Annotated in this window: 10 protein-coding genes; all 10 read right to left on the bottom strand. The window is 43.5% G+C overall.

Annotated features, from left to right (window positions below; all coding sequences use genetic code 11):
- Nucleotides 1-242: 242 nt before the first annotated feature.
- Nucleotides 243-1,544, bottom strand: coding sequence for an ISAzo13 family transposase (locus tag NSTC745_RS16580; protein WP_445638115.1), 1,302 nt, complete (start codon nt 1,542-1,544; stop codon nt 243-245).
- Nucleotides 1,545-2,251: 707 nt separating this feature from the next.
- Complete coding sequence (locus NSTC745_RS16575; RefSeq protein ID WP_445638114.1) at nt 2,252-3,598, bottom strand: hypothetical protein; 1,347 nt, start codon at nt 3,596-3,598, stop codon at nt 2,252-2,254.
- A 149-nt stretch (nt 3,599-3,747) separates the two neighbouring features.
- Complete coding sequence (locus NSTC745_RS16570; protein WP_445638113.1) at nt 3,748-4,404, bottom strand: glutathione S-transferase family protein; 657 nt, start codon at nt 4,402-4,404, stop codon at nt 3,748-3,750.
- A 370-nt stretch (nt 4,405-4,774) separates the two neighbouring features.
- Nucleotides 4,775-5,815 (bottom strand): aldo/keto reductase, encoded by a 1,041-nt coding sequence (locus tag NSTC745_RS16565; RefSeq protein WP_445638112.1) that lies wholly within the window; start codon nt 5,813-5,815, stop codon nt 4,775-4,777.
- 101 nt (nt 5,816-5,916) lie between these two features.
- Nucleotides 5,917-6,630: an SDR family oxidoreductase gene (locus NSTC745_RS16560; RefSeq protein WP_445638111.1), complete on the bottom strand. Its 714-nt coding sequence runs from the start codon at nt 6,628-6,630 to the stop codon at nt 5,917-5,919.
- Nucleotides 6,631-7,050: 420 nt separating this feature from the next.
- Nucleotides 7,051-7,701: a glutathione S-transferase family protein gene (locus NSTC745_RS16555; protein WP_445638110.1), complete on the bottom strand. Its 651-nt coding sequence runs from the start codon at nt 7,699-7,701 to the stop codon at nt 7,051-7,053.
- 222 nt (nt 7,702-7,923) lie between these two features.
- On the bottom strand, nt 7,924-8,520 hold the full coding sequence (locus NSTC745_RS16550) for a TetR/AcrR family transcriptional regulator (protein WP_445638109.1): 597 nt from the start codon (nt 8,518-8,520) through the stop codon (nt 7,924-7,926).
- Between the two features lie 291 nt (nt 8,521-8,811).
- Complete coding sequence (locus NSTC745_RS16545; protein WP_445638108.1) at nt 8,812-10,113, bottom strand: sensor histidine kinase; 1,302 nt, start codon at nt 10,111-10,113, stop codon at nt 8,812-8,814.
- Nucleotides 10,110-13,067 (bottom strand): CHASE2 domain-containing protein, encoded by a 2,958-nt coding sequence (locus tag NSTC745_RS16540; RefSeq protein ID WP_445638107.1) that lies wholly within the window; start codon nt 13,065-13,067, stop codon nt 10,110-10,112. Before NSTC745_RS16540 ends, NSTC745_RS16545 begins: the two co-directional genes overlap by 4 nt.
- Before the next feature lie 167 nt (nt 13,068-13,234).
- A complete protein-coding gene (locus tag NSTC745_RS16535) occupies nt 13,235-14,155 on the bottom strand; it encodes a DUF928 domain-containing protein (RefSeq protein WP_445638106.1) in 921 nt (306 codons plus the stop codon).
- Nucleotides 14,156-14,332 lie beyond the last annotated feature (177 nt).

The following is a 14,332-nucleotide window of genomic DNA, read 5'->3' as shown; positions in this document are numbered from 1 at the left end:
TTTAACTTCGTGAGGTACAGAAATACCCCACCCGCGCTATCGCGCACCCTCCCCTTGCCAAGGGGAGGGTTGGGGAGGGGTGTACCTCATGTACTTGCAAAAGGCTGTATGTAAGCCTCAGAAAATATAGGTACTTATTGAAGTAGTGCTTTTTGTTCAAATCTTCGGTAAAGTTGCATGACTAGTTTTGTATCAATCAGAACAACTCATGCAACTATAACTAATTTACACCTGTATAGTTTTTATTGCTTGTCTATCTCAAAGAGTGTGCTACCCATTTTCAATGGAGAGCATAATTCCAAAGTATTTTGAGGTATAAATCGGTAGTTCCAGTCATTATGGAAGCCAGACTTTTGCACAAAGACTGTTGACAATTCTTTGTCATTGATTTTTGAGTCTATCTCAGGCTTATTGCGATCGTGTGGAGTTTTAATTATCAGTTGTTGATTGGTGGTAGGAGTACTGATTAGATTAATTATTACTTCTTTAATGGTTAGCGGTTTACCTTTCCAGTTTTCTGTAATCAGACAAAACATCCGATGTTCTATGTTGTTCCATTTACTTGTGCCTGGAGGAAAATGTGCAACCTCAACGATCAGTTTAAATGCGTTAGCAAGTCTTTGGAGTTGGGCCTTCCATAACCCCAAGCAATACTCGTCGGCTTCACTACAGTCTGCTATAATCAACAGTTCTGTAGCATTTTTGTACATTTTTTTGCCCATATCTTGCCACCAGCGATGAATTGATTCAACAGCTACTTCTGCGGTGTCCTGATTAATTCCCACATTTACCCACTCTGGGTTTGTAGTTAAGTTATAAGCCTCGTATGGAACAAAATTTAAAAGTTCTGGATCGGTGAAATAATCAGTTTGCTCCTTGAGAAATTGTTTTTGAGATTGCCATTCTTGTACATCGTTATTGTACTTGCCGTTAGCGAAGCTGTCCGCAGGAATCGCTTCTTTTTTCTTGATGTCAAGTGAGACTATAAGTTGACCGCGGTCTTGGAAATTTCGCACTCGATCGTGAATATGTTGAAATTGAAAATCACGGTCTGAGGGACAGTCTCCTTCTTTCGTTTTACGGTTATTTTGTAGCCTGTAGCCAAGTTCAGACAACAAGGAAGCAACTTTTCTCGGACTAATGACATGACCCTTAGTTCGCAATTTTTCAGCTATTTTTGTGGTGCTTTCGGAAGTCCAACGTAAAGGTGAGTCTGAATATTCACAATTTAGCGGTTGAATTAATCCCTCCAGGTCTGGAATTAAAGTTTGGTCAATTTCTAACAGAGGTTTTCTGCCACCTCCCTTACATCTAATTTTCTCTGTAAATTGCGTGTTTTTAATTCGAGTATCTGGCTTAATTTCCAGTTCACGAATTCCGACCCGAATTGTTTTTGGTGAAAGGCCTGTAGCTTGAGAAACTTGCGTAATCCCACCTCTACCCAATGCAATAGCTTCTGCGGCAGCCCACAGCCGTATCGATCTTTCATTCAGATGAGGGTAGAGCGAATCAAACTTAGATTTGAGAAAATCTCTTGCTGACATACAGCAATCCTAAATATCCTAAACTCCTAAAATGTATCAGAGAATGTTTAAGATTTTATGCATATTTACTGCGTAATAGGTTAAGAATTTTTTAATAATTACTGAAATAGAGATCTTAATTAATTATTTAATCAGTTTTGCAGAATTATTGGTGACAGGTTAAGAAGGATTTATCTACAAGGAAAACATATCCAAAATACAGCATAATCCATAGAAAGTAAAACAAGCTCGATCGGCTTTTCCACATTTAACATGCATAATTGGGGTAAGCAAGATGCCCACCCCACAACAGTTATACTGAATTTGGTTATGCAAATTGAATATTTTTCGGCTTACCTGGGTTTGGCAAGAATTGTTGTGTAGCTCACTTGATTTGAAATCTGCTGTATGTTTGGAATTTAGCAATGTGGTTTCATTTCTGAACTTATTAAGCCAAGCAGCTACTGGAGTATAAACGCGATTAGTCGCGCCTCTACGGATAGGTAATCGACATTTTTGAGTTACACGAGAGTTGCTTCACACAATTAATTACCAGTCTTATCTACAGTATAACTTGTTAAAAATTAAGTGGGATTCTCAGGTTAATTCAATTATTAAATCAGATGTTGAGATTGTTAATCAATAAAAGTTTTACCGATCGCATCTTCGCTAAGTATAATTGCTCAAGATTACCAAGAAGTCGAAATTTTTTGCTCTTTAACTTTGATTTAGGGAACTAATACCATTGAATGTGCGCCGCGTGTGACTGGAATAGAGTAACGAGTCTGTACTAGCTGCGGTTGGGGATCGAGCGGGTCGCTAGCAATTCGCCAGAAATCTATGGAACCACCTTTGATGCGATCGTCAAAATGGTCGTAGGTGACAACTGCGAGATATTGGCTAGAGGCATCAAACGCAGCAGCTTCGGGCAAAATCCCATCATAAGGATAATCTGCTACTCGGTTGAGTTGCCCTGTCTGGGGATCTAAGGTCATCAATGTCAGCGATGAAAACCAAGTGATGCGATTGTCGTTATAGGTTAAGTAACTTCGCTCTAAATTGGTAGTGACGACATACCGACCATTGGGGCTAACTGTCAATCCTTCTGGGCTGACACTTGTCATAGCTCGTGACACCAAAGCATGGCGGGGGGAACCATCGGTTTGTGCGCCGGCTTCTAGGCGAATACTCACCACACTACCACGTGGGGCTTCATTCCAAGTTCCTTGTACATCTGCTCCCCAAAAGAGATTATTTACAATCAAATGGCGGCCATCTGGTGTGAATCGTGCAATATAGGGAGCCTTTTCTATTTTGACCACATTTCCCCAAGACTCAAGCCCAAGATTACTATCTTTACCCACAACTTTGGCAAAAGAGATTTCGGCAGTGGTTGTGTTAACGAGTGCTAGGGTATTTTGAGTAGGATGCCAAGTTGTATGGATTAGTTCGTCTCCTTGTGGTAAGGATGACACTGGAGGGTAAATTGGTTGCCCCAGTTTGCCATTAGTTAAAGGAATTAATGCTAGAGGAGTTTTTGCCCCAGCTCCTTTGGGATGAAAAGTAACTGATACAAGCGAACCATCACGATTGATGCTGACAGATGTAGGACGCTCAGCGATCGCTAATTCTTGCACTTGAGTTGGTCGAGTAGGGTTGCTCAAGTCAAACACCAACAAGCGCTTACCATGCTTGAGATCCGTAAAGGTTTGCTTTTGCCAATCGCCCTTTGGTCTTTGCTCAAGGGTTTCAACCACCAATGCATAACGGCCATCAGGCGTAACCGCTACCGCCGCAGGTGGCCCGGCAACTGAATTACTCGCCTCAACTTCGTAAGCGCGTAAATCTCGGATATGTTTTCCTGTCAGAGGAATTACACTAATAGCATCCCGCCCTTCAGGAGATCCGAGTTTACCATCGACATAGGCGGAAGCTAGCATATCTGCATCGGATATGGAAACAAGATAACGACCTTGAAATGCCAGAGGGGCAGTACGATCCAAGGCCTGGGCGATTGTTTTTGCAGATATGGTTATTAAAGTTGCCAATACTAGGGCAGAGATTTTCAGGTTCATTGCTTGGATGATTTAGGACTAGGGATTAAGAGCGTTGCTAATTTTATGTATGAAAACGATTGTGCATAATATCAAAATTCTGTAGAGACGTTGCATTGCAACGTCTCTACATCTGGATTCATAAACTGGGGTTCAAAACCGCATCTGAATCAGGCAACTAATTCTAGTCCAAACTTGGGGACGGGTACGGCGGTGTCCAAAAAGCTGGGGCGCTTTGCTAAGCGATCTAGCCAAGTTTTTAATTGCGGACGGCTGTTAATTAGTTGTTCGCCCTCTGGGGCTAGCTTCATTGACAAAAGAACAGGTGCCATGAAAATATCTGCCAGAGTAATGGAATCACCAACCAAATAAGCTTCGGTGAGTGCTGTTTCTAACACATCAAGATGAGAGGCGATCGCAGTTACGGCACGCTTAATTTTTCCTCCATCGCCATGTCCGCCGTTTTCAGGAATGTAGACACACTGCACAAAAATTTGTCCGATGGCAATTGGTTGAATATAACTGACTGTCACACTCATCCATTGGTGCATTCGCGCCCGCTCTAAAGGCGTTTTGGGTTGAAAAGAGCCTCCATCGAATGACTCATCAATGTAGTGTAAAATTGCTTGACTCTCGTAAATAATCTCGCGATCGTGAACTAATACTGGGACTCTGCGAAACGGATGCAGGCGAGTAAAATCATCCACTGTCAAATCTTGAAACGTCACTGTCTCAAAATGATAATCAACCTTCTTCTCCAATAACAAAATTCGCACAGCACGAACATAGTTGCTAAATGCCCAACCGTAAAGTTGAGGTCGATGCATATCAAAACCCCCTTATGGAAAATAGGACTTATATCAATTCGCAATTCAAAATTAATAAGTAAGTCGACATAATTATTTAGAAGACGCATTTCGACTGCGCTCAATGCTCGAACCTTGAGAAAATGAGGGTTGAGTTTCGACTACGCTCAACTTCCGCGAAGTCGAAAGCCGGCAACCTCAAGTTAGGTTTAATTTAGTCCTTCTACTTAAATTCAGATTTCATCTATTACTTGACCAACCCAAAATTGCCGTGTAGGTCACCCAAAGAAAGAGTCATTTTCAACAATATTTTTGCCTCCCCTGCCCCCCTGCTTCCCCTGTCTCCCCTGCCCCCCCTGCCTCCCCATATCCCTAACTGAAGCGCATTAAATTATGAGGGAGGACGACTCCCTCCAGGCGATCGCTCTTGAGCTTGGTAATTGAGCATCCATTGGGGATACTCCACAGGTAAACGGCTGACTTCATCGATGGCTGCAAGTTCGTCATCTGTAAGTGTTAACTCAGCAGCCATGAGGTTATCGCGTAATTGTTCTACAGATTTCGCACCAACGATCGCACTTGTGACATAGCTACGGCTCAGTAGCCATGCGAGGGAGATTCGAGCCACGGAACAATTGTAGCTTTGGGCGATGGGCTGCAAAACATCGATAATTTTGTATGTTCTTTCTAAATCAACCGGAGGAAAGTCAAAACTAGTGCGTCTTGCACCTGTGGGATTGTCTTTCTGGCGTTGAAATTTACCACTTAATAGACCACCCGCTAAAGGGCTCCAAGGTAAAATGCTCAACTGTTGGTCTTGAGCTAATGGAATAATTTCGCGCTCTAAATCGCGACCAGCTAAAGAATAGTATGCTTGTACAGACTCGAAGCGATGCCACTGATATTTATCTGCGATCGCTAATGCTTTCATAATCTGCCAAGCAGAAAAGTTGCACAATCCAATATAGCGGACTTTACCAGCGGCGATTACATCGTTGAGAGTACTTAGGGTTTCCTCAATTGGGGTCAGTGGATCGAAGCCATGAACCTGGTAAAGGTCAATATATTCTACTTGCAGACGTTTTAAGCTGCGATCGATTCCATTTAAAATATGATGGCGAGATAATCCAACTTGATTTGGGGTGTTTCCTAATCTCTCGCGTACTTTTGTGGCAATTACTACTTCATCGCGAGGCAATCCCAACTCCACAAGCGCTTTTCCTAAAATAGCTTCAGACTGCCCCTCTGAATAGACATCGGCTGTGTCGAAAAAATTCACGCCTCCATCGAAAGCAGTTTTCACGAGTTCTGTCGCTGCATCAATATCCAACTCGCCAATCACTTTCCAAAAGCCAGCGCCACCGAAGGTCATAGTACCAAGGCAGATTTCGGAGACGTATAAACCCGTTCGTCCCAGTAATCGATACTGCATTTATATATCCAGTTTGATTGCGTGGAAAAATACTTTATATGTGAAGGCAAGAGGCAATTAATCTTTCACTTTTCCCTATTGCCTATTGCCCTCCCATATACCTACACGTAGCGATGACCGCCATCGATATGAATGACCTCTGCTGTAATTGAGGGATTGGTCATCAGAAAAATAACGGCGCTGGCAACTTCTTCAGGTGTTACTAACCGCTTAGTGGGAATTTTAGAGGCAACGTCTTGAAAAGCTTCTTGCTTAGCCGGGCCAAAAATTCCATCCCACATGGGAGTATCAGTCCAACCAGGGGAAACAGCATTGACTCGAATCGGGGCTAGTTCTACAGCTAAAGCACGGGACATTTGTTCGGCCGCAGCGGTCGCCACCGCAGTTGGCCAAGCGCCGGGAACTGGGCGATCGGTGGATAATCCACCGGTAAGGGTAATGGAGCCACCAGAAAGCATTTTTGGCACAGCCGCTCGAATTACATAAACGCTTCCCCAAACACGGCTTTCAATAGCAGGGCGAAATTGGTCAACAGAGCCATCGAGAATCTTACCACCAACAAAGCTACCGGCTGCAATGTAAACGTGGTCAACCTGTCCCGTTGTGCTAAACAAGCGCTCTACTGCTGCTTCATCGGTGATGTCTACTAGACCGGTGTAAACCTTTCCTAGCCGCTCAGATGCTTCTTCCAATTTGCTTGATGAGCGACCTGCAATTGTCACTTCTGCACCTAAGTGTTTTGCTAATCGGGCAGTCTCATAGCCAATGCCCTGGCTACCACCAACCACAACTACATGCTTTCCTTCTAACTGCATTGCTGAAAGTCTCCTGAGTAATATATTCTGCTGGGAAAATTTTTTAATGAACACTCGTTGACTGAGGGTATTTATCAGAGTGAATTGATTGTTTCGGAAGTTTGCGATCGACAATGACCCAAGAAGCAGGGGGAGCAAGTCTTTTCAAGAACTGCGACAAGCGTTGTGGAACATGGGGAGGGTGTCTCGCCTTTCTAGGGCAGTCTTGCTGTTGGGTACAAACTGCGTTTGAGTTTTCACCCTGCTCCCTGCTCCCCTGCCTCTTCTGACAATGCCCTCATGTCATTGAGCGCCCACCTATGTTATCTGAGGTGTTGATGATGGTCTGAATTTATGGAAAAACCAATCATCGTTCAAATCTGCGTTTCTTTAGCAATTTAAACCGTGCAACTTCAAAGCACATCTGCTTGCTATTTGGATCTAACCTTGTGCTTTTCCTTCCAGGAGTCCAGCGAGAGTTTGCTGAAAACTCTTGCGTTGGCTGAGATTGTCTAACCACGCTGCTGTTTTAGGTCTAGCTTTAATCAGTGCCGATCCTTCCTTGGTCATATTGACGTAGTACACCATTGACCCAGTTATGATATCAGCCAAGGTCAATGTATTACCTACAATAAATGATGTTGTCAGCTCTTTTTCGAGGACATCTAAATGGTGACTGGTAGTGTTTGCTGACTCTGCAACAACAACTTCATCAGGTATACCACCCATAATTGGACTCATGATTCGTTGCAAAAACAATTGCATTACACCGACTGGATAGAAATAATTTGCCGCAATGCCAATCCATTTACGCACTTGAGCGCGTGCTTTGGCATCGGTAGGCTGCAAGGATGGCCCGTCGAAAGCTTCATCAACATAACCTAAAATGGCTGGAGTTTCGTACAGGACGAAATCTCCGTGTTCCAATACGGGCATTTTACGAAATGGGTTGAGCTTGGCGTATTCGTCTGTCCCCAGATAGTCAAACCCGATTTCGTTGAAGCGGTAGTCAATTCCTTTCTCGATTAAGACAATGCGAGCAGAACGAACATTAGGACTGACTGGAAAGCCGTGTACAACTAAGCTGGACATAAGGTTTACTCCTGAGGTGTTAGCGGTGTTGTTGAACGTTTATTCAATTTGAACACTCATTCAAGATAAAACTAAACAAAATCATTGTCAAGACCAAATTCTAAAATTAGTTTCTGAAAAAGCGTTGGGTTCCTTTTAGGGATCGAAGAAAAGACACCCCAAAAAGTTAACTGTTAACGGTTACGTTAACAGTCAACAGTCAATATGAAATCCCATCGCCTCTTAGGAACGGGAACGGGATGAGCTTAACTGAAGCATTGTCCTGGCTCCTGCTGCAATACTGTTAAGGGTTGGAGCATCACGCCGGATTCTTGCAACAGCTAACATACCCACAACTAATCCCAGCAATGCTTTAGCATTCGGATCGATCGCAAATGATTTCGGCAAATCTCCGTCCTCAATTGCTTGAGCAAGATTCAGCCGAAAGAATGATTCAATTTCGTCTAAACGATCCTCAATAATCGCGATCGTGCTGGGTGAATGGGATTCGCGCTCTATGGCTGTGTTAATAATCAAACAACCCTTCTGTTTCGAGTCGTCGATCATCGCTTTTGCCAATAGATCGAACCATTGTTGAATACATTCCAAGGGTGGACAATGGCGTGGCATAGAAGCGCGAAAGAATTCTTGTGTGTATTTTTTAAATACTTGCTGAAATAACTTTTCTTTGTCGCCAAAGGCAGCATATAAGCTTCCTGGCTGGATTCCTGTGGCTTGCACAATGTCTTTCATGGAAGTGTTGGCATAACCACGCTGCCAGAACAAATCCATGATGATTGTTAAAGCCTCGTCCTTATCAAACTCTCGTTGCCGAACCACGGGGTGATTGAAGTCTCCCAATTATTGTTTGCATTTGTTAACTATACACATTTTTGAATGATTAATCAAGATTCATTCTGTTTCCTGTATTTATGCTAGTATTTTAGTAATAATTTTTACTTTAAAAAGTAATAAACTCAGTAATTTAATTCCAATTCGATTGTTATGGAATGTTTTTTGATGAGAATTTGACAAGCGATCGCCAATCTCAACTCAATGCTTTTGCTTAGATATCTTATTTTGAACAAACAATCAAAAATGTTTTCTTCTATTCAGCTAACTTACTTAAAACTAAATTGGCAGAGTAATAATAAACCTAGTTCCCTTACCAGAAATAGACGAACAGTTAATTTGTCCGTTGTGTTTATCGACAATAATTTGGTAGCTGATAGCTAATCCTAGCCCAGTTCCCTTACCCACAGGCTTAGTTGTGAAAGATGGTTCAAAAATTCTCGCTTGCACCTCAGGAGGCATACCAAGAGCATTATCTTCGATGCAAATTGTAACGGTTTTTTGCTGGCGATCGACTGATGTAGTAATCGCGATCGTATTATCCCAGGCGGCTATTTCTCGATTCAACCGATTTTGATGAAGATCGTCAAATGCATCAATAGCATTAGCGATAATATTCATAAATACCTGGTTCAGTTGTCCGGGATAGCAAGTAATAGAAGGTAGTTCGCTGTATTGTGTGACAACCTCGATTTTAGGGCGGTCTCCTTGGTCTTTGAGCCGATGTTTTAATAACATTAAAGTACTATCAATTCCTTCGTGGACTTGAAACTCTACCTTAGATGAAATATCAGCACGAGCAAATGTTCTTAGAGAGAGGCTGATGTCCTTAAGACGACCAATTCCCTGGTGCATTGATAAAAGAAGCTTTGGTAGATCCTCAGCCATATACTCTAAGTCAATTTCTTCAACAAATTCTTCGATTTCTGGGTCTGAGTGGGGTAACTTTTGCTGTTGTAAATTCACCAAACGAAAGAGAGCGTTGACATATTCCTCAATATGAGAACAATTTCCACTAATAAAACCAATTGGGTTATTAATCTCATGACCTATACCTGCAACAAGTTGCCCAAGGGTGGACATTTTCTCACTCTGAATTAGTTGTAGTTGGGTTTGTTGCAACTGTTGTAGAGATTGACTCAATTCAGCGGTGCGTTCTTGCACCCGTTGTTCTAATGTCCGCGTCAGATGGGAAATTTTCAGATGTAACTTTAATCGAGCAATGACTTCTTCCTGTTGAAAAGGTTTGGTAATGTAATCAACTGCACCAATTTCCAGTCCTTTCACTTTGTCTGTGGCATCGGACAAAGCAGTCATAAAAATGATCGGAATGTTCTGTGTGACGGCATTGGCTTTGAGCCTGCGGCAAGTTTCAAATCCATCTAGACCCGGCATCATAATATCGAGGAGAATTAGATCGGGATGGGCGTATTCTATTTGTTCGATCGCCGACTCTCCATCTGTTGCCATGAGTGCTTTCCAACCACATCGCCCAATCGCTTCAGATAGCACCTTCAGATTATTTGGATTATCGTCCACCAACAAAATATGCATTGGCTTCAAAAGAGGTTCAGCGATCATGGACGTAACTCCGTTGTTACAAATGATTTGAGGAACTTACGGATTTTTGCGGTTTGGAAGTTGGCAGTGAGTTTACTCAACTCAGTTGCGAAAGGAGTTAACCTACTGTCTTGTTTGATTAGCTCTCCTATGATTCCCTCTATTGCTGGAATATCTCCCATCATTGCCAGATGATAGAGTTGTTGCAAAATATCCCCAGACGGCAAAATCAATTCACTATTATTTACTTGCTCATTCTTAACAGATAACTGCTGAGGTTTGGATTGGGTATAAATCCAGTCAACTTTTAGTACCGAACGCAGCGCATTAAATAGTTCATCAATTTGGAGAGGTTTCGGTAAGAATGCTTTTGCTCCTGCTTGTAAACTGCGTTGTCGATTTTCTTCAAATACGCTGGCAGTAGAAACAATAATCGGAATAGAACGAGTTTGGGAATTTTCTTGTAAGTGAATCATTAGCTCAAAGCCATCCATATTGGGCATGGCTAGATCGAGCACAATCGCATCCGGTTGATATTCAGTTGCCATTTGTAGCCCACGTTTACCATCGCTTGCTTGCAAAATGCCACAGCCAATTTCTTGTAGCAAACTGCTCAATATGGAACGGTGGTTGTCATCATCATCAACAATTAGAATTTGAGGTACATTACCCCGAATACCAGCGATTTTCTGGTTTGAGGGGATGGTTTCTATTTGCCAATCATGGGAAACTGGTACTGATACTGTCAAATCCAGCCAAAATAAGCTTCCTTCACCCAGGCGACTCTGCACTTGAATTTGGCTGCCCATCAATGCCGCAATCCTTTGGCTGATTGCTAATCCCAAGCCAGTACCTTCAGACTTCCGTCCTGCATCACCGACTTGCTCAAAGGCCAAAAAGATTTTCTCTAGTTGGTCTGGCGACATGCCAATACCTGTATCTTCTATTTGGAAGCGAATCTTGGCGATTGGGCATTGGGCATTGGGCATCCCTTCGGCTACGCTCAGGGCAAGTGGGCATTGGGGATTGGGCATTGGGGATTGGTTATTCTCCCCCTGCTTCCCCTGCTCCTCTGCCCCTCTGCCCCCCATCTCCCCAGTCCCCAGCGATGCACTGAGCTTGTTGAAGTGTCCCCAGTCCCCAATTTCCAGTACATCTACTTTAAACGTCACGCTACCGTTGTCTGTGAATTTAATAGCGTTGCCTAGTAAGTTAATCAAGACTTGCCGTAGACGCTTTTCATCAACTTGAATGACAACTGGTAGGCGATCGTCTATTGAGACGTTAAATCCAATTCCTTTTCCATCGGCTCGAATACTGCAAATCTCGGTGACACTATGTAAGAAAGTGGACAGATGTACATTAGTCGCAACCAATTCTAGTTTGCGAGCTTCAATTTTTGAAAGGTCGAGAATGTCATTGATTAGCATTAACAGATGTGTCCCGCACTGGTAGATAATGCTGACTCCTTTTAGGTCTTTGTCTGTTAAGTTTTGTGATGCTTCTAGCACCTGAGCAAAACCAAGGATGCCATTGAGTGGTGTGCGTAGCTCGTGGCTCATATTAGCTAAAAACTCGCTCTTTGCTTCGTTAGCAGCATCAGCAGCTTGTTTTGCCTCCAAAAGTTCATGAGTTCGCTCTTCAACTTTGAACTCCAGGGTTTTAGAGTAGTCTAATAGTTGACCATTGGCAATTTCTAATTGTCGATTTGCTTCTTCTAACTTCTGCTGTTTATAGGCATTGGTTGTGGCAATTACGCTGCTGATGAATGCAGTTAAAGCGGGTGTGACTGGAATCAGAACACCGTACAAAAACATCCCGTAGCCACCACCAATAAATGTGCCACTGATGCCTACAGTTGCCCAAAGAATTTTACCGCCTGGTATTTGCCATCTATTACGCGCACTAGCTAACCACCAACTACCACCAGAACCGATCCCAGACGATAAGATAATCGACAATAACACAGCTATGCCATAAACACCGTGCAGGTTTGCTTTGCCTGTTTTTGCCCCTTGCACCAGTTGATGGGCAATATTGGCATGGATGACAATACCAGATGTGGGTTTTTGGGCAGAAATCAAGGAGGAACTGAAGGGCGTGCTAAAGAAGTCATTGGTACTGGCGGCAGTTGAGCCAATAAACACCATGCGATCGCGCATGAGGTCTGGCGTAATTTTTCCTGCCAACACATCCCGCATAGCAACTGTGCGAAACGCGGTTTCTGAACCATGCCAGCTGAGCAGAATTTGATACCCTCCTACATCGGCATCGGAATAACCTGCTTCTTGATTTTGTAGTGGCAGATAGATTTGCTTGCCCAACCGAAACTTTTGCTGCTTTTCGTCAACAGATTCTAACGTTATCTTGTCGGCTTCAAGATACTTGAGGGCAACAAGAGTTGCCAGCCCTGCTTTAATTTTTCCGTCTTCTTTGGCATCTGCCGCTGTCAGTAAGGCACGACGCACATGACGATCGCCATCTAACACCAAATCTGCCAATCCGACTCGATCGAGTTTTTTCAATTCTGGTGGCGGATTGACACGCTCCCCAGTAATTTTTTCAACACCAATCAGATTGTCAGCTTTGCGGAAGATTTTTACAAGGCGATCGTATCCGTTGCCTTCCGGTAAATCCCGATAGAGATCCAAGCCGATGGCGCGGGGTCGTTGCGCGTGGATTTTTTCTAGCAGTTGTGCTAACGACCAATCTGGAATTGGCCATTTACCAACTGATTGGATATCGCGTTCATCAATTGTGACAATTACGATTTCCTCAGCTATGGTATTTTGCAAACACACAACAAGGGTGCTTGCTTCGCACGAACGCTGCCGCATCCACTCATCACGAAGTTTCCACTCAGCCAAATTAAAAAGTCCCAATGATTGCCCAACAATAACTATCAGAGCAACACTGGGAGTAATAATCAAAATACTGCCAAAGCGTTGGATGAAAGCTTGGAATTTACCCCACATAATTCCGCTACAGGCTCAAATAATATTGATTAGCATTGCTTTTGTCTGGTATTGGGCATGGGACAGAAGAGGCGGAGGGGCAGAGGGCCAAAGCAGAAAGAACTTGTACAAAAACTCTCCCCTGCTCCCCTGCTCCCCTGCTCCCCATCTCCCCATCTCCCCACCCCCTAATTACCAGACGCTACTAAGGGAACTGTTGCAATATCCTTTAAGCTAACTGAGGAGAGAAGTTCTTCCCATTGCTTAATGATAGTTACATTTTTGGGTTGGGCAGTGTGCAGCGCAGCCATTGTTGCTACACAGTCATACCACACCCCGTTTTTACCGAAAGCAGCTGCACGTTTGAGAGCATCTTCCTGCTGTATCACTGTTGCCAGTTCGGCAGTAGGCTGGATGCGCTCAATCCAACCATCAATGTAAGGCGTACTTGGGCTGAGCGTTCCGTCCACTTTCAGCGCTAGGAACCACTGATAGTTTTTCCCAACGGCTAAAGCGGGTGCATTGGCTGGTAATTTGACTGCGATTACTCCAGCTTTCAGGGCAACGGGAATGGTCATTTGATATTGTGTATTACCAGCTTCATCTTTGAGGCTAAACACAGCTTCTTCGGCATTAGAAGCAGGGAGATATACCAAGATTGTGGGACGTTCAGATACCGTTGTCCCATAAAAGCTTTGGGGCAGAAGTGCGATTAGCGCTGCGGGCCCTTCTGCTGCTACAACCGATGGATTCAAGTAGTAAGTACTAAGGCGGGAACCACCTCCACTTGCCTGTCGAGGAGCGCTGTTACCTTCGGCAGGAGTGAAGAGGTTGCCACGAGAAGCTCCTCCGGTTGCTTGTCTAGGGGCACTATTCCCTTTGGTTGGGGTGAAAAGGTTGCCACGTGAAGCTCCTCCTGTTGCTTGTCTAGGGGCGCTATTCCCTTTGGTTGGGGTGAAAAGGTTGCCACGAGACGCCCCTCCTGTTGCCTGTCGAGGAGCGCTATTTTTTGCAGGCGGAGTAAATGTTACAGCATAGGCACTAACCCAGGTACTGCTGGCAATCAGAGCAATAATGGTCAATGGACTAATTAAATATCGACGTTTCATGGTATTTGACCTCGTTTAATTAAACAGTGATAGAAAATACACTAAAATCACTGTGTTGATAAATCAGGGAATATTTGTAAACGCTAGCTAATTAGGGAAGGATACTAGTAGTTATAAACGAATTACAACTAAAGTTATATAAAAAAGCTGTTTTATTAGTGGGTAAATTAACAGTAA

The organism is Nostoc sp. DSM 114161 (assembly GCF_052692665.1).
Note: the sequence above shows the minus strand (reverse complement) of the source record. Positions and strands in the feature narration are given on the sequence as shown.